This window comes from Paraburkholderia dinghuensis, from assembly GCF_003837865.1.
GTDB lineage: Bacteria > Pseudomonadota > Gammaproteobacteria > Burkholderiales > Burkholderiaceae > Paraburkholderia > Paraburkholderia dinghuensis.
Window position 1 is genome coordinate 533,926 of the sequence record NZ_RQIS01000001.1, and the last position, 23,634, is coordinate 557,559.

General features: G+C 64.2%; 20 protein-coding genes and 1 tRNA gene. 8 read left to right on the top strand and 13 right to left on the bottom strand.

Annotated features, from left to right (window positions below; all coding sequences use genetic code 11):
- Positions 1–7 precede the first annotated feature (7 nt).
- A complete protein-coding gene (locus D1Y85_RS02470; protein ID WP_124149417.1) occupies positions 8–1,774 on the bottom strand; it encodes a M48 family metalloprotease in 1,767 nt (588 codons plus the stop codon).
- A gap of 160 nt (positions 1,775–1,934) precedes the next feature.
- On the opposite strand from D1Y85_RS02470, the gene moaC reads away from it, so the two are divergent.
- Positions 1,935–2,423, top strand: a complete 489-nt coding sequence (gene moaC / locus D1Y85_RS02475; protein WP_124149418.1) for a cyclic pyranopterin monophosphate synthase MoaC — start codon at positions 1,935–1,937, stop codon at positions 2,421–2,423.
- Between the two features lie 163 nt (positions 2,424–2,586).
- On the opposite strand, the gene D1Y85_RS02480 is transcribed toward moaC, so the two are convergent.
- From D1Y85_RS02480 to recA, 8 genes are all read right to left on the bottom strand, one after another.
- Positions 2,587–4,380, bottom strand: coding sequence for a PglL family O-oligosaccharyltransferase (locus D1Y85_RS02480; protein ID WP_124149419.1), 1,794 nt, complete (start codon positions 4,378–4,380; stop codon positions 2,587–2,589).
- Positions 4,381–4,593: 213 nt separating this feature from the next.
- On the bottom strand, positions 4,594–5,235 hold the full coding sequence (locus tag D1Y85_RS02485) for a pilin (protein ID WP_124149546.1): 642 nt from the start codon (positions 5,233–5,235) through the stop codon (positions 4,594–4,596).
- 163 nt (positions 5,236–5,398) lie between these two features.
- Positions 5,399–6,106, bottom strand: coding sequence for a TerC family protein (locus tag D1Y85_RS02490; protein WP_124149420.1), 708 nt, complete (start codon positions 6,104–6,106; stop codon positions 5,399–5,401).
- Between the two features lie 209 nt (positions 6,107–6,315).
- A complete protein-coding gene (gene sucD / locus D1Y85_RS02495; RefSeq protein WP_124149421.1) occupies positions 6,316–7,197 on the bottom strand; it encodes a succinate--CoA ligase subunit alpha in 882 nt (293 codons plus the stop codon).
- Positions 7,198–7,317: 120 nt separating this feature from the next.
- Entirely contained in the window at positions 7,318–8,484 is a 1,167-nt protein-coding gene (sucC, locus tag D1Y85_RS02500) for an ADP-forming succinate--CoA ligase subunit beta (protein WP_124149422.1), read from the bottom strand.
- 67 nt (positions 8,485–8,551) lie between these two features.
- Complete coding sequence (locus tag D1Y85_RS02505; RefSeq protein ID WP_124149423.1) at positions 8,552–9,247, bottom strand: DUF2889 domain-containing protein; 696 nt, start codon at positions 9,245–9,247, stop codon at positions 8,552–8,554.
- Positions 9,248–9,354: 107 nt separating this feature from the next.
- Positions 9,355–10,377 carry a recombination regulator RecX gene (gene recX / locus D1Y85_RS27410; protein WP_246024739.1) on the bottom strand — a complete coding sequence of 341 codons (1,023 nt, stop codon included), beginning with the start codon at positions 10,375–10,377 and terminating at the stop codon, positions 9,355–9,357.
- A 7-nt stretch (positions 10,378–10,384) separates the two neighbouring features.
- Positions 10,385–11,464, bottom strand: a complete 1,080-nt coding sequence (recA, locus tag D1Y85_RS02515; RefSeq protein ID WP_124149424.1) for a recombinase RecA — start codon at positions 11,462–11,464, stop codon at positions 10,385–10,387.
- A 267-nt stretch (positions 11,465–11,731) separates the two neighbouring features.
- On the opposite strand from recA, the gene D1Y85_RS02520 reads away from it, so the two are divergent.
- From D1Y85_RS02520 to D1Y85_RS02535, 4 genes are all read left to right on the top strand, one after another.
- Positions 11,732–12,517, top strand: coding sequence for a response regulator transcription factor (locus D1Y85_RS02520; RefSeq protein WP_124149548.1), 786 nt, complete (start codon positions 11,732–11,734; stop codon positions 12,515–12,517).
- Between the two features lie 11 nt (positions 12,518–12,528).
- Complete coding sequence (locus D1Y85_RS02525) at positions 12,529–14,136, top strand: sensor histidine kinase (protein ID WP_124149425.1); 1,608 nt, start codon at positions 12,529–12,531, stop codon at positions 14,134–14,136.
- 283 nt (positions 14,137–14,419) lie between these two features.
- Positions 14,420–16,078: an MFS transporter gene (locus tag D1Y85_RS02530; protein ID WP_124149426.1), complete on the top strand. Its 1,659-nt coding sequence runs from the start codon at positions 14,420–14,422 to the stop codon at positions 16,076–16,078.
- A gap of 131 nt (positions 16,079–16,209) precedes the next feature.
- Positions 16,210–16,286, top strand: a tRNA-Met gene (locus D1Y85_RS02535).
- A 270-nt stretch (positions 16,287–16,556) separates the two neighbouring features.
- Here D1Y85_RS02535 and D1Y85_RS02540 read toward each other — a convergent pair.
- The 3 genes from D1Y85_RS02540 to D1Y85_RS02550 form a co-directional block, all read right to left on the bottom strand.
- Positions 16,557–17,228: a SagB/ThcOx family dehydrogenase gene (locus D1Y85_RS02540; RefSeq protein ID WP_124149427.1), complete on the bottom strand. Its 672-nt coding sequence runs from the start codon at positions 17,226–17,228 to the stop codon at positions 16,557–16,559.
- Positions 17,229–17,645: 417 nt separating this feature from the next.
- On the bottom strand, positions 17,646–17,942 hold the full coding sequence (locus D1Y85_RS02545) for a cupredoxin domain-containing protein (RefSeq protein ID WP_342773442.1): 297 nt from the start codon (positions 17,940–17,942) through the stop codon (positions 17,646–17,648).
- A 92-nt stretch (positions 17,943–18,034) separates the two neighbouring features.
- Entirely contained in the window at positions 18,035–18,979 is a 945-nt protein-coding gene (locus tag D1Y85_RS02550; protein ID WP_124149429.1) for a metallophosphoesterase family protein, read from the bottom strand.
- A gap of 672 nt (positions 18,980–19,651) precedes the next feature.
- On the opposite strand from D1Y85_RS02550, the gene D1Y85_RS02555 reads away from it, so the two are divergent.
- A complete protein-coding gene (locus tag D1Y85_RS02555; RefSeq protein WP_124149430.1) occupies positions 19,652–19,951 on the top strand; it encodes a hypothetical protein in 300 nt (99 codons plus the stop codon).
- A gap of 33 nt (positions 19,952–19,984) precedes the next feature.
- Here the strand turns inward: D1Y85_RS02555 and D1Y85_RS02560 are convergent, their stop codons facing one another.
- The gene (locus D1Y85_RS02560; protein WP_124149431.1) at positions 19,985–20,911 is read right to left on the bottom strand and encodes a copper resistance D family protein; all 927 of its coding nucleotides are present in this window, start codon (positions 20,909–20,911) and stop codon (positions 19,985–19,987) included.
- Between the two features lie 566 nt (positions 20,912–21,477).
- Between D1Y85_RS02560 and D1Y85_RS02565 the strand changes: the two genes are divergently transcribed.
- Together D1Y85_RS02565 and D1Y85_RS02570 are read left to right on the top strand one after the other, a co-directional pair.
- A complete protein-coding gene (locus tag D1Y85_RS02565) occupies positions 21,478–22,158 on the top strand; it encodes a c-type cytochrome (protein ID WP_425466872.1) in 681 nt (226 codons plus the stop codon).
- Positions 22,159–22,178: 20 nt separating this feature from the next.
- The gene (locus D1Y85_RS02570; protein WP_124149433.1) at positions 22,179–23,474 is read left to right on the top strand and encodes a c-type cytochrome; all 1,296 of its coding nucleotides are present in this window, start codon (positions 22,179–22,181) and stop codon (positions 23,472–23,474) included.
- Positions 23,475–23,634 lie beyond the last annotated feature (160 nt).

A 23,634-nucleotide genomic window follows, 5' to 3' on the forward strand; every position in this document is an offset into this window, starting at 1 on the left:
GCCCCGCTCAGCTGTTATCTTTTTCCTCTTTGAGTTCTTCCTTGTAGCGCGCCTCGAAGTCGTGCAAACGCGCGTTGATCGTCGAGAGATCGTAGTAGCCCACCGATTTCATGTCGCGCGCCTCCTTCAACTGACGGATCGCCGACGGCCACGCGCCGTCCAGCGCGAACTTTTCCGCGAGCGCGCGCCGCTGCTCCAGCCCATCGCCAATGCCCATGCTCGCCTGCGCAAGGTATTGCCACCATGCGGCCTGAAGTGGCTCGGACACCGTCTGCGCACGCGCAAGCGTCTGCGCTTCCTTGAAGCGCCGGGCGGCAATGAGCGCGCGCAGCAAGCCGTCCGTCGCGGCATGCGACACGGGCCACGCCTTGTGCGCGGCCATCGCCAACTGCACGGCTTCGTCGCCGCGCCCTGCGCGCAACGCTATTTCGGCCGCGAGCACGTCGAGGCTCGGCGAGCTGCGCGTCTTGCTGCCATCGGCCGCTTCGAACGCGTCGAACGCCGCACGCGACTTTTCGAGCGACGCCGACGCTTCGTCGTAACGTTCAAGCAGCGTCTGCGCGAATGCAATGCCGTACCAGTTCGCCGCCACGTTCAAGGCTGTGCGGTCTTCGATCTCCGAGCGCATCCGCGAAACCTCGTCCATCCAGTCGCCGTGCGTGTGGTCCTGCAGCACACGCACGCGCGCGCGCACGAAGCCGTACTCGGACGCCTGGCGCGGCTGCCGATAGTCAGTGTTCCGCGCACGGTCCTGCATGTCGGCGATGCGCTCCGTGTTGAGCGGGTGCGTGCGCGCGTAGGCCGGCACGCCCGCGTCGCCCATCGATGCACGTTCGAGCCGCTCGAAGAACGCCACCATGCCGTAGGGGTCGTAGCCTGCGCCAGTGAGCAAACGGAAGCCGACGCGGTCCGCCTCGTGTTCGGCCGCGCGCGAGAAGCGCAACTGGGTGTCGACGGACCAGGCTCCGCTGCCCATCGCGATCGCGCTGCCAAGGTCCCCGCTCCTCGCAAGCACGCCCGCGAGGATCCCGAACAGCACGCCCGCGAGCGTCGCGAGGCTGGTGCGTTCATTCTGCGCAAGCATGCGCGCGATATGCCGCTGGAGCACGTGGCCCATTTCGTGACCGAGCACGGACGCGAGCTCCGATTCGGTCTGCGTGGCGACGATCAGCCCGCTGTTCACGGCGATGAAACCGCCCGGCAACGAGAACGCATTGATCTGGCCGTCGCGTATCGCAAAGAGTTCGAATTCAGGCCGATAGCCGCCGATGAACTGCGCGCTCGCCGCCGCCGCGAGCCGCGCCGCGACGGAATTGAGGTAATCGCGCACGAGCCAGTCGCCGATGTAGTCGGGATCGCGGCGGATCTCGCGCATCACGCGTTCGCCGACCTTGCGCTCGGCCTGCGGTGTGAGGGCACCACCCGAGCCGTCGCCGAGGTCGGGTAGTTGCGGCATCCAGGTGCTCGAGAGCACACTCGTGTTGCTGCGCGCGCCGGAATTCCGGGAAAAGAGGCTTTGCGCGCCGCCGTAGGTCCCGAACACGCCCTGGGCGACGGACGCGGGAATCGCCGGATCGGCATCGTCGTCGAGCGGGCCGTTCACGAGCGCGGGCGCGTCCGGTGCGAGGGACAGCGCCGCGCCGACATGCGTATTCACGAGCGCGGAGGCGCCCGTGGCCGTCGCGCCCGAAGCGGTGTTCGCCTGCGCATACACCTGCGGGGGAACCGCGAGCGATACGCATAACCATGCAGCAAGCAGCTTTTTCAGATGCATTGTCGACGGGTTCGGGGGAGAAGGCGGAATTCCGGCGCGGCGACTCAAAACGCGCCGATGCCCACAAATTGTAGCCCGGCCCGCGCCCCCCAGCGACGCCGTGCCGTCAACGCCTGCGCACGACGCTGCTATGATAGGCGCCCTCGATGGAGAGCCAGTCATGCCTGAACTCACACATTTCGATGCAGCCGGTGATGCCCATATGGTCGACGTCGGCGACAAGGCCGAAACGAAACGCATCGCCGTGGCGCGCGGGACGATCCGCATGCTGCCCTCGACTTACGCGCTGATCCGCGACGGCGAAGCGAAAAAAGGCGACGTGATCGGCGTCGCGCGCATCGCCGCGATTCAGGGCGCGAAACGCACATCGGATCTGATTCCGCTCTGCCACCCGCTCGCCATCACGCGCGTCAAGGTGGATTTCGCGCTCGATGAAACCGTGCCTTGCGTGCATTGCACGGCGCAGGTGGAAACCTTCGGGCGCACGGGCGTCGAGATGGAAGCGCTAACGGCCGTGCAGGTCGGATTGCTGACGGTCTACGACATGTGCAAGGCCGTCGATCGCGGGATGACCATCACCGATGTGAAGGTGATGGAGAAGCATGGCGGGAAGTCGGGGGATTGGGTCGCGGACGAGACCGTCCGCTGAGACGCCGGACGGTGACACGTTCGCTGCGCGCTCGCGCAGCGGTGCGGCCGTTCGTGCGGGCTAACTGTTCAATGGGTCGCGCGCGCAGGCCCGCCATCATCGTCCCGCGGCGCGGCGCCTCGCTCGCGCCGCATGCCGCGGTTGTATCGCCCGGCTCTATCGATCAACTGCCGGAATCGTCGTCATCCTCGTCGATCTGCTTCGGCGGCACACCGTACTTCTTCACCAGCGCCGCCCTGAACTCCTTGAGCGTCGGCTGGCCTTCGGTCAAACCGTAAATCGCCGCGAGTTCCGTCGGCCAGTCGTGCAGTTCCGTCGCGAAGATCTTGAGCCGCGCAACGGTATCGAGCGCGCCCGCCATGTCCCCACTCAGCGCCTGCAGGACCGCATAACGCCGCAACACCGTCTCGCCAGGCAGCAGCGCGATCGCGCGCTCATGCGCCGCGAGCTTTGTCGAGAGATTCGCGGCATCGATCGGCATCAGCGTAGCCATGCCGTAATCGCCCCACGCCTTGAACAGGAACGTCGGCGCCGCGGGGTACTCCTGTGCGGGATGTTCACCGTAGTAGAGCACCTCGGCGCGGTTGTAGTCGCGCACCATTGGATAAAGCCAGGCAATCCCGCCCGCCACGATGAGCGTGAACACGCTGAGCGACACGCGCGACGGCACGAAGCGCAGCGGCCTCGTTTCAAGCAGTCCGAATACGAACATCGCAGGCAGCAGGAAGAACATGTACTGCTGCGGATATTCGACGAGCGCGTGCATGACGAGCACACCGATCAGCATGAAGCCGAACACGCGCTCGGGCGTATGCGGCACGCGCAGTGCACGCACGAACCACGCGACGAGGCCGAGCAGCGCGATAGCGAGACCTGCCAGCCCGGTCTTGGCGAGCAGGTCGATGAAAATGTTGTGCGCGTTGTTTGCGATCTCGACGCCGCCGAGCGAGCGCACGAGCGCGTACTGGTGAATCGGGAAGTCGCCCCAGCCAACGCCGAGGAGCGGACTCGACTTGAACATCGTCCAGCCATAGCGCCAGAGTGCGAGGCGCGGTGCAATTTGTCCCGCGTCCTTGAAGCGGTCGGCCGCGGACACATCGAGTTGCAGCTGATAGCGCACATTGGCCCAGCGCACGAACGCATTCACGCCGATAAAGATCAGCAGCAGCACGACCGGCAGCAACCAGTTGCGCAGCCCCCCCTTCCGGACCGCCCGCACGCCGTCACGGGGCGCACCCGCAAGCGCGATCCAGAAACCCGCGACGACGATCACCGCCATCTGCAGCCACGGCCCGCGCGACACGGTCAGCGCCAGACCGCCCGCATAGATCACCGAAAGCACGGCCCAGAGCACGACGTACAGTCTGCGGGTCTGCACGAGAAAGAGCGCCGCAGCCATCGCGAACGCGATATACGTTGCGAGGTGGTTGGCCTGCGCCATGTTGCCGAACGGACGACGATCCACCGTGATGTTGTACGCGACGACGAACGGCGTGAACTTCGCTTCGAGGTGGAACAGTTGCACGACCTGTGTGAACACCGCGAACAGCCCACCGATCAGCAATGCAGTGGCGGCCCAGACCATCGCGGTCTGTACCTGTCGCACGCGCGCGATGCCGTAACCCGCGTGAGTCGCCATGAACCCGGCGAGCAGATAGCCGGCGCCGAGCCAGTTCATCGATGGCTGCGCAACGGGCAGCACGATGATCTGGACGATCAGCAGAAGGCCGAACGCTAGCGGCACGAGCGCGACCGACGGCGAGGCAAACTCGACCATCGGCCGCGCCTCGTACGCGAGCAGGACAACCGCGGCGCCAACCAGCAACCAGAGCGTCAGCGATACGAATTCTGAATAGAAGGTCGGTATCGGGTAGGTATGGAAGACGGTGGCATACGGCAAGGTCAACGCGACAGCCAGCAAGAAGAACGTAAGAAAGCGCGAAAAATTGGAGGGCATGGGTAAGCGGGGGCGTCGGCAACCGGCGCACTATACAAAACTTTTCCCGCTCTGTGCGGACCGAGGCCATCTCGCAAACGTAGAAGCGCGTTCTTGCAGCCTTCTCCGATCAGATCGTGCGCGGCCGTAGCCGGCTGCGCACGATTCGTTGCGGCCGCGCCTACCCACGCGCCCCTGACTGCCACGTCACCTCTATCGACGCGTTAGTCCTCATCAGCTGCGGCACTCGGCCGGCGCGAGATTCGACGGCAACGTCGCGGCGTCCACCGGCGTCGGTCCCGCGCCTGGCACGCCCAGCGACGACGCCGTCTTGCCGACCGAGAAACACTCCCACGTAATGGTGCCGCCCTGCACACTGTCCTTCGCGAGCGCGACGCGGGCCGTAGGCTGATCGGCGTTGTCCGGTACCGACGGGACGAGCACGAGCGTATTGCTTCCCGCAGGCGCGACCCGCGTGGTGAACGCAACGGTAATCTGTCCCGTCGCGTCGTCGATATGCACCGAATCGACGTTGCGCGTGGCCGGTGGCGTGGAGTAGCCGCCTGAAAACGCGTTGCCGCTCGCGGCGTTTTCCGCGACCGCGAGCCGTGCCGACGACGCAAGCGACAGCCCCTCGCCGACGCGGCTGCGCGCAAGATAGTCCTGATAGGCAGGTATGGCATAGGCGGCGATCACGCCGACGATGGCGAGCACGATCATCAGCTCGATCAGCGTGAAGCCGCTTGCTGCGAGGCGGTGCGCAGATCGCGCGAGCCGGGTCAGCCGTGCGAACGCAGCCGATAAAAGCGACGGGTGCAGCCAACCCCGGCGCGGCACAACGTCGGGCGGACTCGCAGAAAATACAGAGACGATCATCATCAGGGCTCCTGAAACAAGAAACGCCTGCTCACGGAAAGTGAGAAGGCGTCTTGATCGTATCGGTCGGGCCCACGGCGGGGCAGTCGACCGAACGGCATAGGAGCCGCGAAGTCCGGAAAGCAGCGCGCTCAGCGCCGATTCAACGCGAATTCACCTCGAATCAGCCGGCCGCGGCGCGCCGTGTGTTGCGGCGCTTCAGCGCGTGGCCGAGCGCCACAACGAACACCATGCCCGCCACGCACATGCCGTACTCCGCGACCGGGGTATCGAGCAGCGGCCAGCGGTCGCCCGCCGGATCGTTGACGATGAGGCCGCCCGCAATCCAGCCAAGCAGCCCGGCGCCCAGCGTGACGATGATCGGGTAACGGTCAAGCAGCCGCAGCACGATCTGGCTACCCCACACGATCAGCGGAATGCTCACCATCAGGCCGAAGATTACGAGCGCGATGCGGTGCGACGGGTCGGCGGCTTCGGCGGCGCCTGCGATCGCCACGACGTTGTCGAGGCTCATCACCGCATCCGCGACGATGATCGTCTTGATCGCGCCGAGCAATTTGTCAGCAGGTTTCACGTCGGCGTGCTCGAGATGCACCGGCGCGAGCAGCCGCACGCCGATCCACAGAAGCAGCAGGCCGCCCGCGAACTTCACGAGGGGCACGTTCAGCAACACGACAGCGAACGCGATCAGCACGACACGCAGTGCGATCGCCCCAGCCGTTCCCCACAGGATCCCGCGCAAACGCTGCTGTGCCGGCAAATCGCGACACGCTAGCGCAATCACGACAGCATTGTCGCCGCCGAGCAGGATGTCGATGACGATGATCTGAAAGACTGCGCCCCAATGGAGCGACGTGAAAAACTCGAGCATGAACGCGGCGGTAAGAGCAGTGGACGATGACGGTCAGCGCGAAAGCGCGGCAAGGCACACCAGGGCGCGACAACCCGCACGGCCAATAAAAAAGCGAGGAGGCCATGACTGGCGTCCTCGCTTCTTGTGCGGGAACCTCGTGTAAGGCTTCCGCAAGCATACCAAAACCGCCAGCATCCCGCGCTAACGGGAACTGACGATCGGCAGTATTACAGCACGCCCTTCAACAGACGGCCCATTTCCGACGGGTTACGCGTCACCTTGATGCCGCAGCCGTCCATGATTTCCAGCTTCGCGTCGGCCGTATCCGCACCGCCCGAGATCAGCGCGCCGGCGTGGCCCATGCGCTTGCCCGGAGGCGCCGTGACGCCCGCGATGAAGCCGACGACCGGCTTCTTCATGTTGTCCTTGATCCAGTAAGCGGCGTTCGCTTCGTCCGGACCGCCGATCTCACCGATCATGATCACGGCGTCCGTATCCGGATCGTCGTTGAACATCTTCATGACATCGATGTGCTTCAGACCGTTGATCGGGTCGCCGCCGATACCGACTGCCGACGACTGGCCGAGGCCGAGCGCGGTCAGCTGCGCAACAGCTTCATACGTCAGCGTGCCCGAACGCGACACGACGCCGATGCGGCCCTTGCGGTGGATGTGACCCGGCATGATGCCGATCTTCAGCTCGTCCGGCGTGATCGTGCCGGGGCAGTTCGGGCCGAGGAGCAGCGTCTTGCGGCCTTCACGGCGCATGCGGTCCTTCACTTCGATCATGTCGCGAACCGGAATGCCTTCCGTGATACAGATCGCGAGATCGAGGTCGGCCTCGACGGCTTCCCAGATCGCAGCAGCAGCGCCTGCGGGCGGCACGTAGATCACCGACACGGTCGCGCCGGTTGCATCCTTCGCTTCGCGCACGTTCGCGTAGATGGGAATGCCCTCGAAGTCCTCGCCGGCCTTCTTCGGGTTCACGCCCGCGACGAATGCTTCGCGGCCGTTGGCGTATTCACGGCAAGCACGCGTGTGGAACTGACCGGTCTTGCCGGTGATGCCCTGCGTGATGACCTTGGTGTCTTTGTTAATCAGAATCGACATGTATTGACCTCTGTTTGCCTGATGCTGCGCGTCGCGTCGGCCGCGTGAGTTCTGCAAACCTCGTTGCTGACTTCACGCAGGCCTTCGCGCCCTCGCCGCACCATTCGTATCCGGTGAGAATTACTTGCCTTCGGCAGCTGCGACGACCTTCTGCGCAGCCTCTTCCATGCTGTCCGCCGAGATGATCGGCAGGCCCGAGTCGGCCAGCATCTTCTTGCCGAGGTCCTCGTTCGTGCCCTTCATGCGCACGACGAGCGGCACATTCAGGTTCACGGCCTTCGAACCAGCGATCACGCCTTCTGCGATCACGTCGCAGCGCATGATGCCGCCGAAGATGTTCACGAGGATCGCCTTCAGGTCCGGGTTCGTCAGCATCAGCTTGAACGCTTCGGTGACCTTCTCGGTCGTGGCGCCGCCGCCGACGTCGAGGAAGTTCGCCGGCTCGCCGCCGAACAGCTTGATGGTGTCCATCGTCGCCATCGCGAGGCCTGCGCCGTTCACGAGACAGCCGATGTTGCCGTCGAGCGAGATGTACGCGAGGTCGAACTTCGACGCTTCGATTTCAGCCGGATCTTCTTCGTCCAGGTCGCGGTAAGCGACGATTTCCGGATGACGGGCCAGCGCGTTCGAGTCGAAGTTGAACTTCGCGTCGAGCGCCGTGACCGTGCCATTGCTCGACACGTTCAGCGGATTGATTTCGGCCAGCGATGCGTCGGTTTCCCAGAATGCCTTGTACAGGCCTTGCAGGATCGCGCGCGCTTGCGGAATCGAAGCAGCCGGCACGCCGATCTTCGCGGCGAGGTCGTCGGCCTGGGCGTCCGTCAGGCCCGTCGACGGCTCGACGATGACCTTGTGGATCGCTTCCGGCGTCTTCGCGGCGACTTCTTCGATGTCCATGCCGCCTTCGCTCGAGCCCATGAGGACGATCTTCTGCGAAACGCGGTCAACAACGAGGCTGACGTACAGTTCCTTGTTGATGTCAGCGCCTTCTTCGATCAGCAGGCGCTTGACCTTCTGGCCTTCCGGACCGGTCTGGTGCGTGACGAGCTGCATACCGAGGATCTGGCTCGCGTATTCGCGAACTTGATCCAGCGACTTCGCAACCTTCACGCCACCGCCCTTGCCGCGGCCACCTGCGTGGATCTGAGCCTTGACGACCCAAACCGGGCCACCCAGCTCTTGAGCGGCCTTGACCGCGTCATCCACCGAAAATGCCGGCACGCCGCGCGGTACCGCGACGCCGAATTTCCGCAGGATTTCCTTACCCTGGTACTCGTGAATCTTCATGCGTGATTCCCTTCAGTCTGAGAGTTGGATTGGACTTCTTGTTAGCTGTTGTTTTTGTTAGCTATTGTCATTCATGCGTGACGACGTCGACTCTGCCCTCTTGGCCCGGGTCAACGCCATCGCGCACGCCGGCCGTTTGCGCACCGCGCTCCATTGAACGCGGCTCGCGACCGTACCAGCGTGGATAGAACTGCTTGACCGCCTCACCATCGAACCGCAGCGCATGGCAGCGGCCGAGCTGGAAGGGCGGTTTTTCGCCATCGGCCGCAGGGCCGCCGGCGGTCTTGCCTGTTTCCGGTCCGAACACATCGCCTGGCGGCCCGCCTTCGATATCCCAGACCGCTCCGGCGAACGCCTGCACCGCGACGGTCGGCAGTATGCCCAGCATCTCGGTGAGATGCGTGCAGCCTGCCGTGCCGCCGAGACGGCGGCCCGCTTCGCGGCGGAAATTCTGGAGGAGATTGAGCCCGATGAGGGCCCGATAGGCGGGATTGGCGCTCTGGCACGGACCGACGTAGGGCACCCAGTCGGACGACGCTTCGGCGTCGACGACGTTGAACCTGCGATCGAATGTGATGCGGAGCCAGAGTTCATGGATCGGCAGACCGTTGGGCCGCACGCCCGTGGCGAGCGACACGTCGCGCGGCTTGTGGTCCGTCAGACACGCGTCGATGTCCCACAGGCCGTCTTCGCGCTCATAGGCTTCCGCCCGGATTGCACGCTGATGGCGCAAGTGGCGTGACACGGGCGGGGAAAGCGACATGCTAAGGCTAAGACCGGATTGGAAAACCTAGCAATTTTAGCATAGCGGATATTTCGGACTCTTCCGAACACGCAGGCACCGCGCGGAATTTGCGGACGTCGGCGAACTTAGTTTTCCGCCCAGTCGTCGTCGACGCCCTTGAGAATCTTGCCGATGATGGCCATCGAAAACCCGCGCGCAGCAAGAAAGCGGGCCTGACGCGCGCGTTCGGCCGACGACGTGGGCAACTCGCCGTATTTCTTCCGCCAGACGGCGCGCGCGCGAGCAAGTTCGGTTTCACGCAACTGCGCGTTGACCTCCTCGATGAGGGTATCGCCTACCGCGTGGCGCCTCAGTTCACTGACGATGCGCGTTGTGCCGAGGCGCGCGGCACGGCGGTGGATCACGCTTTCGGCGAAGCGCGCGTCGGAGAGCCAGCCGTCGCGGACCAGCGAGTCGAGGAGGGCTTCGAGTGCGTCGGCGTCGTCGGTAAACGGTATCAGCTTGCGCGAAAGCTCCGCGCGGCTGTACTCGCGGCGCGAAAGGTAGGCGAGCGCGCGGCCCTTGAGCGAACGAGCGGGACGCTGCGATTCGGCAGTGGTAGCGGAACGCGCGGAAGGAGCGCCTTCATCGCGAAGCTCTGAACTGCGCTGGAAACGGTCGGCGGATTCGCTTGTCGCGAGAACGCCGCTATTGGAACGATCCGAACGACCGGCGCGATTGGCACGACCGGCCCGGATTTCGGAACTGCGCTCGAAATGATCATGGGTGCCGCGCTCGGTGCGCTTACCCGCCGAACGATTGGCGCCAGGCGTGGAAGTGCGCTCGAAGCGGTCTGCGCGCTGGGCATCGGCGTTCGGCGTAGCGACGCCTGGCGCATCGGAGGCAGACTCAAACTCCCCGAACGAAGACTCGAATTCGTCGAACTGCTCGAAAGGTTCGAGCGCCCCTTGAGGTGGACCGGGATCCCTGACACCCGAATCATGTTCGCGATCATTGCGAGCATCGAAAGCATCGCGCCCCGAATGATCAAGGCCGCGATCGCCCTCACGGACGTCGCGGCCGACCTGGTCACTGCGCCTGCCGTCGCGCGGGCGGCCCGTATCGTGCGGTGCCGTCTGCGCCGATGCGGACCTGCCCTTGCGAATCACGAGTGGATTACTCCTCTTCGTCCGCGATTTCCACTTCGCCGGAGTTATTGGCGTTCGCCGGCATCGCGTTCACGCCGAGCGATTCACGAATGCGGTTCTCGATCTCGCGTGCGATTTCCGGATTCTCGCGCAGGAATTCGCGCGCGTTGTCCTTGCCCTGACCGATGCGCTCGCCGTTATAGCTGTACCAGGCGCCGGCCTTGTCGACGATCTTGGCCTGCACGCCGAGGTCGATGATTTCGCCCTGACGCGAAATGCCCTCGCCGTACAGGATGTCGAACACGGCTTCACGGAACGGGGGCGAAACCTTGTTCTTCACGACCTTCACGCGCGTTTCGCTGCCAATCACTTCGTCGTTCTTCTTGATCGAGCCAATACGGCGGATATCGAGACGCACCGACGCGTAGAACTTCAGTGCGTTACCACCCGTGGTGGTTTCCGGGTTACCGAACATCACGCCGATCTTCATGCGGATCTGGTTGATGAAGATAACCATGCAGTTCGTTTTCTTGATCGTGCCGGTGAGCTTGCGCAGCGCCTGCGACATCAGACGCGCCTGCAGACCCGGCAGCGAGTCGCCCATTTCACCTTCGATTTCGGCCTTCGGCACGAGCGCCGCGACCGAGTCGATCACGATCATGTCGATCGAGCCCGAGCGCACCAGCGCGTCAGCGATTTCGAGCGCCTGTTCGCCCGTGTCCGGCTGCGAGATCAGCAGTTCCGGCACGTTCACGCCGAGCTTCGACGCGTATTGAACGTCGAGCGCATGTTCTGCGTCGATGAACGCCGCCGTGCCGCCGATCTTCTGCATTTCGGCGATCACCTGCAGCGTGAGCGTGGTCTTGCCCGACGATTCCGGACCGTAGATCTCGACCACGCGGCCGCGCGGCAGACCGCCCACGCCCAGTGCGACGTCGAGACCGAGCGAACCGGTGGAGACCACCTGGATGTCCTCGACCACGTCACCGTCGCCGAGCCGCATGATCGACCCCTTGCCGAACTGCTTTTCGATCTGCGCGAGCGCGGCGGCAAGCGCCTTGCTCTTTTCCGCAGTCAGCCCAGCCGAGCCTTTCTTGCTATCTTCCATGAATCGTCCTTTGCTATGATGAACGGCGTCTCGTGACGGCGCGCGAGCTTGTTCGGTCTGCTTGTTCAGCCTGATACCGGAGTTCATGCGCGCGAACGCAGACACTGTATAAAAAAACAGTGGTTTTAGCAAGCCCCCTGGCTCACCAAAACCGCGAATTTTCGGGAGGCCACCCTGCGCCGCACGAGCCCAGAGGGTGGGATTGGCGCTTGGGGCTTCGGGCCTGGAGCCTGGAAACGCCCGATGCACGCACGCACCGCACGCACCATGCGAATTCTCATTGCCGAAGATGACAGCATACTCGCGGACGGTCTCATCCGATCACTCCGCCAATCGGGCTATGCCGTTGATCACGTGAAGAGCGGCATCGACGCCGATACGGCGCTGTCGATGCAGACTTTCGACCTGCTGATCCTCGACCTGGGCCTGCCGAAAATGACGGGCCTCGAAGTGCTGCGCCGCCTGCGCGCGCGCAACTCCAATCTGCCGGTGCTGATCCTCACCGCCGCCGATAGCGTCGACGAGCGCGTGAAAGGCCTCGACCTCGGCGCGGACGACTACATGGCCAAGCCCTTCGCGCTCAACGAACTCGAAGCGCGCGTGCGCGCGCTCACGCGGCGCGGCGCGGGCGGCGGGCCGACCATGGTGCGCCATGGCGCGCTCTCGTTCGACCAGGTGGGGCGCGTGGCGAAGATCAACGACCACGTGATCGATCTCTCGGCGCGCGAACTGGGCCTGCTCGAAGTGCTGCTCCAGCGTCTCGGACGCCTGGTCTCGAAGGAACAGCTCGTCGATCACCTGTGCGAATGGGGCGAAGAGGTCAGCAACAACGCGATCGAGGTCTACGTCCACCGGCTGCGCAAGAAGCTCGAAGCGGGCGGCGTGCGGATCGTGACCGTGCGCGGGCTCGGCTATTGCCTCGAAAAGGAGTCAGGACCGGGCGCGAACACGGCGACCTCGCCGGTAACTGCAGCGGCTGCCACAACGGAGAGCGCGGAGAGCGCCGCCGACGCACCGCCCGCCATGCCGGCCAGTGACGATTACAGCAAATAGCCAGGTCTAAAATGCGCGAGCCCGCCCCCGCCGCGCGCGCAGCAAAGCCGCCCGCCTCCGCGCCCGACACGCTCGACGACGTAGCGCGCGACGCCCGCTACGCGAATCCGTTCGCCCCGCCCGACGAAACCGAGGCCGCCATCGAGGCGCGCCCGCGCTCGCTGTTCGGCGAGATTCTCGACTGGATGCTCGCGCCACTCCTGCTGCTCTGGCCGATGAGCATCGCGGTGACGTACCTCGTCGCGAAGTCGATTGCTAACGGGCCGTTCGATCGCGCGCTCGAAACCGATGCCTATGTGCTCGCGCGCCAGATCCATCCGGTGAACGGCGTGGCGGAATTGTCACTGCCCGGCTCCGCGCGCGACTTCCTGCGCGCCGACAACGTCGACAACGTGTTCTACCAGGTGCTCGGCAGCCGCGGCGAACTGCTCGGCGGTGACCGCGACATGCCGCTGCCGCATGAAGACGACCGTCCGCCCGCCGGCATCGTCGAGTTCCGCGACGACACGCTGCGCGGCATCGACATCCGCGTCGCCTATACGACGGTCGCGCCCGCCGACCTGCCGCAGACGGCCGGCGGGCAACCCGTGCTCGTCCAGGTGGCCGAGACGCTCGACAAGCGCCGCCAGCTCGCCAACGACATCATCAAGGGCGTGATCCTGCCGCAGTTCGTGATCCTGCCGCTCGCGATCGTGCTCGTCTGGTTCGGGCTCTCGCGCGGACTCGCGCCACTGCATGCGCTGCAGTGGAACCTCCGCATGCGGCGCCCGGACGACCTTTCGCCGCTCGAAGCCCGGCGCGCGCCGACCGAAATCGAGCCGCTCGTCACGTCGTTCAACGACCTGCTGACGCGTCTCGAACAGAACATGGAACTGCAGAAGCGCTTCATCGCCGACGCGGCGCACCAGATGAAGACGCCGCTCGCCGGATTGCGAACCCAGGCCGAACTCGCGCTGCGCCAGGACGTGTCGCCCGAAGTGCATCGCTCACTCGAACAGATCGCGACGAGTTCCGAGCATGCGGCGCGACTCGTCACGCAACTGCTCGCGCTCGCGCGCGCCGAAAACCGCATGTCGGGGCAGATTTTCACGCCGGTCGATGTCGGCGAAGTCGCGCGCCATGCGGTGCGCGACTGGGTCCAGCCAGCACTCGCGAAGCAGATGGATCTCGGCTATGAAGGACCGCCACCGCCTGACGGCGACGGCGACCGTGACGGCGACGACGGGCACGCTGCACGTCTCGAAGTCGACGGCAATCCGGTGATGCTGCGCGAGATGCTCTCGAACCTGATCGACAACGCGATCCGCTATACCCCGGCCGGCGGGCGGATCACGGTGCGCGTGCGGCCGGAGCCGGCGGCGGGCGTCGTGCATCTGGAGGTCGAGGATACGGGAATGGGCATTCCGGCCGCCGAGCGCGACCGCGTGATCGAACGCTTTTATCGCATTCTCGGACGCGAAGGAGACGGCAGCGGACTCGGCCTTGCGATCGTCCGCGAGATCGCGACGATGCATGGCGGCACGCTCGCCATCGAGGACAACGTCTATCAACAGGCGCCGCGGCTTGCGGGGACGCTCGTGCGCGTCACGCTGCGGCAGCGCGCCACAGTGCACACATAACGGCAAACACGCGGCCCGAAGCTGACTTCGGCGCGTAAGGCGGAATGGGACTTACCCTTAGCCGCACTGCCATTAATATCATCAGAAAAAGACGATAAGAAACAAAGCACACTGATTGGCTGAAACTACGCCAGGTTGCGCGACGTTGTGTGATTGGACCCCATTAACCAGCATATACCCGAAGTTCGAGGAAACGTCAGAAACCCGTAAGTTTCCATTCCAATAATGCTCCAAGGACTGCCGCTCTGGCGGACCCACACGCATATCAATATCGGAGACATTTATGGCAACTGTAGGCGGACAAGTCGCACACGCGCCGATGACCAGTGACGAAAAACGCGTGATTTTTGCGTCGTCGCTCGGTACCGTGTTCGAGTGGTACGACTTCTACCTGGCCGGTTCACTCGCGGCCTACATCAGCAAGAGCTTCTTCTCAGGCGTCAACCCGACTGCAGGCTTCATCTTCACGCTGCTCGGCTTCGCGGCGGGCTTCGCCGTGCGTCCGTTCGGTGCGATCGTGTTCGGCCGGCTTGGCGACCTCGTCGGCCGCAAGCACACATTCCTCGTGACGATCGTGATCATGGGTCTCTCGACATTCGTGGTCGGCTTCCTGCCTGGCTACGCGTCGATCGGCATCGCCTCACCCGTGATCTTCATCGCCATGCGGCTGTTGCAGGGCCTGGCCCTCGGCGGCGAGTACGGCGGCGCAGCGACCTACGTCGCTGAACACGCGCCTGCCGGACGGCGTGGCTTCTATACGTCGTGGATCCAGACCACCGCGACGCTCGGCCTCTTCCTCTCGCTGCTCGTGATCCTCGGCGTGCGCACGGCGATCGGCGAAGAACAGTTCGGCGCGTGGGCCTGGCGCATCCCGTTCGTCGCGTCGATCCTGCTGCTCGCCGTGTCCGTCTGGATCCGCCTGCAGCTCGACGAATCGCCGGCGTTCAAGCGCATCAAGGCCGAAGGCAAGGTGTCGAAGGCGCCGCTCAAGGAAGCGTTCGGCCAGTGGGCCAATCTGAAGATCGTGCTCCTCGCGCTGTTTGGCCTGACGGCCGGCCAGGCCGTGGTGTGGTACACGGGTCAGTTCTACGCGCTCTTCTTCCTCACGCAGACGCTCAAGGTGGACGGCGCGAGCGCCAACATCCTGATCGCGCTGGCCCTCCTGATCGGTACGCCGTTCTTCCTGTTCTTCGGCTCGCTCTCGGACAAGATCGGCCGCAAGCCGATCATCATGGCCGGCTGCCTGATCGCGGCGCTCACCTACTTCCCGCTCTTCAAGGCGCTCACGCACTACGCGAACCCGGCGCTGGAAGCCGCGACGCAACGTGCACCGATCGTCGTGATCGCGGATCCGAACGAGTGCTCGTTCCAGTTCAACCCGGTCGGCACGGCGAAGTTCACGAGCTCGTGTGACATCGTGAAGAGCGCGCTGTCGAAGGCTGGTCTGAACTACTCGAACGTGGCAGCGCCGGCGGGAACGATTGCACAGATCAAGGTGGGCGACACCGTGATCGACTCGTTCGACGGCAGGGCTGAAGGTGCCAAGGAGAAGGGAGCGACGTTCGAGAAAACGCTCGCGGCAACCTTGAAGGCGGCAGGTTATCCGGCCAAGGCCGACCCGGCGCAACTGAACTGGCCGATGACCGTGGTGATCCTGACGATCCTCGTGATCTTTGTGACGATGGTTTATGGGCCGATTGCCGCCATGCTCGTCGAGATGTTCCCGACACGCATTCGCTATACGTCGATGTCGCTGCCGTATCACATCGGCAACGGCTGGTTCGGCGGGTTCCTGCCGGCCACCGCGTTCGCGATCGTGGCGGCGAGGGGCGATATCTACTCGGGGCTCTGGTATCCGATCGTCATCGCCCTTATGACCTTCGTGATCGGGATGCTGTTCGTCAAGGAAACCAAGGACTCGGATATTTATTCCAGGGATTGAGGTGGGTTCTGGTTTTGCGCAGGTCGCTGTACAGGACCGTTGTACAGGTCGCCGGGTCGAACGGCCCGGCGAAAAAATCGGTTGGGTGGAGTTGACAGCCTCCGCCGATCTCTGCATAATCTCTCTTCTTCGGCGAATTAGCTCAGCCGGTTAGAGCGACGGAATCATAATCCGCAGGTCCGGGGTTCGAATCCCTGATTCGCCACCAAATGCGAAAGCCCGGTAGATCTTTGATCTACCGGGCTTTTTCAATTAGGGCTCTGCGGGGTTATCTGCGAGCCTTCCCTTTACCCGCCCCGCGCGATGCGATTGTCGGAAGACGCAGTTGAACGATGCGAGCTTGCGACAGCGTCAATGATTCCCGCCTCGCGCCCGCCCTCCTCGCCCGTGCGAGCGTACATCTCCCCTTCGCACTCCAGCGTCTGATCCGGCACCCGCATCTGCTTCGATGCATCGCTGCGCGGCCGCTCGCAGTAACTCAGGCCGGAAAACCCACAGGAATCAGATAGACAACGGTCTGTCCGGGAGGCAAGGCGAGCGTCCGCGCCGCCCGAGGCCCGTCGACCGCGCCAACAGTCACAGCGACAAGCCCGAGAACGACGGCCTGAAGCAGCATGTTCTCGGCGGCGTGCCCGACCTCGTGGTCGGTATAGGCCTTGTCCCTTGCGCCGTACCGCTGGGAAAGCCGTCCGGGCTCGGCTGCCACCACGATCAGGGCCGGAGCCGCCCCGACAGACGCTTGCCCAACTGCGAGATCTTTCAGTTGCGGGCGCAGATCGGGCGACTCCCGCGTTTCGGCCCGGTGGCCGTGAGGCAGGTAATGCATCACTTCCGTGGCGGTCACCACGTAGAGTTCAAGCGGGTACAAGGCGCCGGCCGACGGAGCCGCGCGTTTGCCGTCCGGGCTGGTGACGCCCTGTCCGGCCCACAGCAACTGGCCGATGGTGCCGACAGGCAGCGGGCCTGGTCCGAAGGTGCGCACGGACCTGCGCCGCTCGATGGCTTCCTCCAGGGAGACCGAACCCGCAACCTTGGGCTTAGGCAGCGCGATCTCGTTGGTGTACCGCGCCTGGCCCTCCTGCGCCTCGCAAGCAGAGCCTGCAGCAATCGCGCCTGCGGCCAGCCCAACCAACAGTTCACGGCGTTTCATCGGGCGCCTCCTTGAACGAAGACGCAGGCGCGCATGCGGAGCCCGCGGCCTGCGCGAGGCTCAGTATTTCACATTTCCGACCTTGTCTTCTTTGCAGACGGCCCCTCGTCGAAGAGTCAGCGCCTGACCGTTTTCGGATTTGACTCGTACGTCGCGAAAAGCGAGAACTTCGGCGTCTGAAAACAAAAGCCTGCTCTCGGGCCAGCGCAATCCGGTCAACAGCCAGATAACGCCCGCCAGCGGGCAGGCTTGGTCGTAGGCGCCAGACACTCACGCGCGAAGGTGAGCGGGTTCAATCCAGATACAGCCAGCCGTACGATTGGGAGCCACTGCAGCCTCGCTCAATCCTCGTGACCCAGGCCATTCCGGTGCTTCGAAACGACCCGCACAATGCCCTTCGAGCAAATGCCATCCGATCTACTGCACAGTGATGGTCGCCTTCATATACGGATGTATGGAGCAGAACACTTTGTACACTCCCGGCTTGTCGAACTTGAACTGGTACGTATCGTTCTGATCGAGCGCGGCGGAGCGGAACAGGCCTGCATCGTTGACGACTAGATGCGGCTCACCATCCAGATTTTTCCAGGTCACCGTAGTGCCAGCCTTGACGGTGAGGGCCATGGGCGAAAACATGAAATTCTTGATGACGACCTGATTGGCCTCCTGCGCTTGTACGGCAGGCGACGCCGTGGCGAGTGCCGCCACAAGCATCCCGCTCGCGCAGCAAATGACGAACGCGCGACGAAATTGAAAGTGCGTGGATTGCATGGTCTGGATCCTTGTTGAGCGAGCGCGACGTAGCGTCAGGCAAGCGTTGTATCGGAGAGCGTCGCCGCAAGGGGATGGCGCGAAATCGTGATACTGGTTACGCCAAGCATCTTCGGTAGCTGGTCGCTTGCCACCGTGAGCGGTCCGGGTCCTGGGCCATTGCCGGCTGTCGGTTGCGGATAGGCGGTCGAGCGTGCCGTGTGGAATGTGATATTCCCTTCCACCTTGGAAACGATCTGATGAATATGGCCGTTCAGGACGGTGACCGAGCCGAACCGCTTCAGATACTCCATTGCCTGGCCCGCATCGCCGGTGCCCCAACCCCATGGTTCGTAGATCGTCCACATTGGCATGTGCGTAAAGACGACGATCGGCGTGCTGGACGTTCGTCCCTTGAGATCCTTTTCCAGCCAGGCGAGCTGGTCCTCGCCCAGGTTTCCTAACCCGTTTGGCTTGAAATGCATCACATTGACGAGCGCGACAAAGTGCACGCCAGCGTGGTCGAAGCTGTAGTAGCCCCTGTTGTCCGACTGCTGGCCGAAGCGTTTGAAGTACTCACCTTGCGGCCCGTCTATCACGTCGTGTTCGCCGGGCACGGTGTGCAACTCGGTGATGCTCAGCCCGGACAACAACTGGGCTGCGCGATCGAACTCCTCCGGTTTGGACAGGTGGGTGATGTCGCCGGTGTGAATGGCAAGGGCTGGCTTGACCGGCATGGCATTGACGTAATCAATCGTCTGTTTAAGCGTACCCGCGACATCGGGATTGGCTTCCTTGTTGAAGCCAATATGTGAGTCGCTGATCTGCAGGAACAGTGGAACGCCGGAAGCCGCTGACTTGTCCTTACTGCTCGCGGCAAGGGACAGTTCCACGGGCGTGAATACGCCTCCGGCCAGGACAAACACGGTGCCTACGCCACCGAAGGCGAGACATTTCAAGGTATTGCGGCGCGACGGCTGGAAAGGAAGATCCGACGACATGATGTCCTCCGGCTGGATTCAGGAAGCAGACCGCGGGTTCGATCCGGGGAGGCCTCCGGGGTGGGTTTCACGTGGAGTACCGCGACGGAGTCCGGTTTATTCCCGGTGTTGAATCGCTCTGCCGGCAGTTGATGAGCCAGGCCGCTCAACCATGTCGCGGCTACGCGCGAGCACACGCGGGCCCGGCATGTCGCTGAGCCTTCACGTGCATCTCGGGCTGACTGGGGAATAGCCGGCGCTCGCTAGCGGCATCGCAGGCGTGGATCACGGAATGGGTGATCGATGCTGGCATCGACGTGAATGAGGAGAAACTGCGCGAGACGGCAAAGATCGGACGAGGATGGCGCGATCCGCTATGAATTCGCGCGGACACCGGCACGGCCGCGCGCGGTGAGCCGTCTCGCGAATCCGGTCCGTCGCGCTCATCATGGAATGCCGCGCGCATCGCGTGTTTCAGCGTCGTAACGTTTAACGCCGACTCGAACGACATTCGCCGCGTGACGCCGCGGAGCGCTCGCGGCCAATGTCGTCATGCCCACATAAAAGGCTCAAGCGAATCCGCGCCAAATAAGCCTGGCGTCACCGGACACGCGTCAAGGCAGCGTACGACACCTCACTGGCCTGCTCCTTGCTGAACCCCCGCATGACCCATCACGCGCGGCAGGGATTCACATGGACCTAATGCTCCCCGACTATCTGATCCGCGAACAGGCCGCCGTCGGCGCGCTGGTCGTCTTCGGAATTCTGCGTGTGATCACTGCGGCAGTCGCCCGCGCGCGCGGCTGGCGCATCCTTGTCGTCGAGCAGGCCTTCATCGGCGTCGCGGTGCTGTGGTGCGCACCGCAACTGTTTGAGTGGTTGTGGCATCCCGCGTCGACGAACGCGTTAGCCGAGCTTGAAGGCAACGCAACCGGTTGCGCCATCGCCCTGTTCTTCGCACCGATACTCAGTCACCGGCTCGGCTACGAGTAAGGCGGCGGCGCTGGAGCGCCACGATCCCTTGTTTCAACCCTGCATCACGGAGCCCGGCGCGGTGTGTGCGAGCACGGCCGCAAGCGCCAGCACGCCGATCATCACGATCGCTTCCAGATGGATCACATTCACGAAGCGCCGCGCCGCCGCCGTCGAAGCCGCGCGGCGCAGCAACGGCATGACCACGATCCGGTTATAGGCGCCCATTGCAAGCGCAAGCACCACCAGTGCGGTCTTGATCAGCAGGACGTGGCCCCACGAGCTGCCCGTGAGCGCGGAGACGGAACCACCCGAGCCGCGCACGGCGTTGAACACGCTGGTGGCGAGTACCAGACCCACCGCGAACATCGCCACGTTCGACACCTGCGTCGATGTCCGGATCAGGATGCCGCGCGCCGTCGAGGCGCCGAGCGCAGGTAGCACCACCAGTCCGCCCGCGACGACGATGCCGCTCCATGCGCTCGTACTCAATATGTGCAACGTATGGATGCCGAGCGCTGCCGAGGCAAAGCCCGCATCGGCGGCATGGCCGAGCGCCGCGCGACCGAGCGCGGTCACGATGAGTGCGAGCCAGAGCACACCGTCGCGCACGGCGCCTGGCGCCGCGAACGCCGACACGAGCAGCACGAGCGCGCCGCCGAAGGCCACGCTCCACGCGAGCCCGACGTGCGTCTGCGTGAGCACCGTCGGCACGACATCGAACGCGGCTGGCAACCGCTCGCCGCTGATCGACGCGCTCTCGTAGAGCAGCCACATCGCAAGCGCGATGACAAACACGATGGCCGCCGTGCGTAGCGAGCGTTGCGCGCGCAGCGATGCCGCGTAGGCGGGCGCGACGGGGCTGCGCCCGTCCTTTTCGAGCCATGCGCCGTAGAGCGCCGAACCGAGAGCAAACGCATAGGCGACGTTGACGACGGTGGCCATCGCAACCTGCCCGAACCAGAGCCAGTCAGGTTTCATCGTGATGTCGCCTCCGGACGGGTGCAGGACGACAGGTGGCATGCCGCGCGGGTGTGTCGTATCGGTAAGGAATGTGCAATTGGAATCATCGAGACCAGTGGCAAGGAAACAACATGAAAACACAACCGCCGGGGCGGACCGCGGAGTGCCTCGTACACCGAGCCTGCGCGGCGCGGTTCGATGCGGGCAAAACACACAGGCACGCACAGTAGCCGGGCGGCAAAGCCAGACGGCGGCGGATCGAAGCTCGCGCGGCGCCCGACAGACACGCGCCACGGCTCGGCTTACGGGTGCAGAATGATACCGGCGATACGACGTCGATTTGCCACTGGCGTGCAGATACCCCGCCGCGCCGACATCATGTCGCATGCGTCAATTAGTCTCTATCCACCCGCGATGATAGAATTCCCCGTCGCCGCGTCGCGCACGGTCTGCTGCTTTCATCGCGCGCAGCCTACAGCCGGGTCGCTCGAAGCCTGGTCAGGTCCACGATAAAGATGGAGTTACGCGTGTTCCCAAGACGTATCTTCCGACCGCTTATTCCGCTCGTCGCGCCACTGGGGGCAATGCTGGTAGTCGGGGCGACCTGCGCCTTCAACGTCGCGCAGGCGGCTCAACCCACGGCACCCGACACGATCGAATCTCGCGTCCAGGGCTGCATCGCGTGCCACGGCACACACGGCCAGGGCAGTGACAACGACTACTTCCCGCGTCTCGCCGGCAAACCAGCCGAGTATCTGTTCAACCAGCTAATGAACTTCCGCGAGGGTCGCCGCAAGTACCCTCCGATGAATTATCTGGTCACCTATCTCTCCGACGAGTACCTGCACGAGATCGCGACGTACTTCTCGCATCAGCGGCCGCCTTATCCGCCGCCCGCGAAGCCGACCGTCGGCAGCAGCACGCTCGCTCACGGCCAGGACCTTGTCCAGCACGGCGACGCAGCAAGAGAGATCCCCGCCTGCGTGGCCTGCCACGGCGCGAAGCTGACCGGCATGGAGCCGGCCATTCCGGGTCTCGTCGGGCTGCATCGGGACTACATCAGCGCGCAGATCGGCGCTTGGCGGTCGGGCTCGCGACGCGCGATCGCACCGGACTGCATGCATGAAATTGCCACGCGCCTGACAGACGAAGACGTGAATGCGGTCGCGGTGTGGCTCTCCACGCAGCCTGCCCCGCCGAATCCCGTGCCGGCACCGGCGCGCTCGTTGAAGACGCCGCTCGCGTGCGGCAGCGAACCGCAATAAGGCGCCGGGGAGACAGTCCTATGAACCGCAATTCCCTGTTGGGCCTTTGTGCAGTCATCATCGCCGCGGCTGCGGCGCTCGTGCCGGTGCTGTGGGCCGCCACCGACTATCTGCACAACGGCACGGCCGTTGCGGCCACACCGGCCGACCAGGCGGACCTCATCAAGCGCGGCGAATACCTCGCCCGTGCCGGCGACTGCATCGCCTGCCACACCGTGCGCGGCGGCAAGACCTTCGCCGGCGGCCTGCCGATGGCGACGCCGTTCGGCACGCTCTACACGCCGAACATCACACCCGACGATCAATACGGCATCGGCAAGTGGAGTGTCGACGACTTCTATCGCGCGATACACACGGGCCATTCGAAGGACGGCAGCCTGCTCTATCCGGCGTTCCCGTTCGCGAGCTACACGAGGATCACGCGCGCCGACTCGGACGCGATCTTCGCGTTCCTGCGCTCGACGCCGCCCGTGAACGTGCCGAGCCGCCCGCACGAGTTGAAGTTCCCGTTCAACAACCGCAACCTGCTGATCGGCTGGCGCACGCTGTTCTTCCGTGAGGGCGAGTTCAAGCCCGATCCGACCAAGTCGGTCGAATGGAACCGCGGCGCGTATCTCGTCGAGGGCCTCGGCCACTGCAGCATGTGCCACACGTCGATCAACGCGGTGGGCGGCCCGGTCACTTCGGCTCAGTTCGCGGGCGGCCTGATCCCGCTGCAGAACTGGTACGCGCCATCGCTCACGGCGGCCGAAGGCGGCCTCGGCGACTGGGAAATCAGCGACATCGCGAGCCTGCTCAAGACCGGCGTATCGCCGCGCGGCGCGGTGTTCGGCCCGATGGCCGACGTGGTCCACAACAGCCTGCAATACCTCTCGGACGACGACATCCACGCGATCGCGACCTACCTGAAGACGATCCCGCAGAAGAAGGAAGCGCCCGAGACGATGCAGATGGAGACTTCGGAAGCCTACGGCAGCGAACTGCTGCAGCAAGGCCAGAAGATCTTCCACGACCAGTGCGCGAAGTGCCACGCGGAAAACGGCCTCGGCATGCCGCCGAACTTCCCGCCGCTCGCGAACAACCAGTCGATCCAGATGCAATCGGCCGTGAACCCGATCCGTATGGTGCTCAACGGCGGCTATCCGCCGAGCACGGCAGGCAATCCGCGACCTTACGGCATGCCGCCGTTCGCGCAGTCGCTGTCGAACCAGGAGGTCGCGGCGGTCGTGACGTTCATCCGCAAGTCCTGGGGCAACAAGGGCACGGCGGTGTCGCCGCAACAGGTGGCCAATCTGCGGTCCGCGCCGCTCGACTGAACGGGGCCCGCTCCGACCCCATAGCGCTTGCTGCTATAGTGGCGTCTGCCTGACAGGGCGCATCCTGCAAAACGTCGCAGGTTGCGCCCTTCGCTATTTCCATCCGGAAATTTGCGGTAGCCTTTTGGGTTTAGCCTTTGTCGGCCTTGCGACGCGCCAT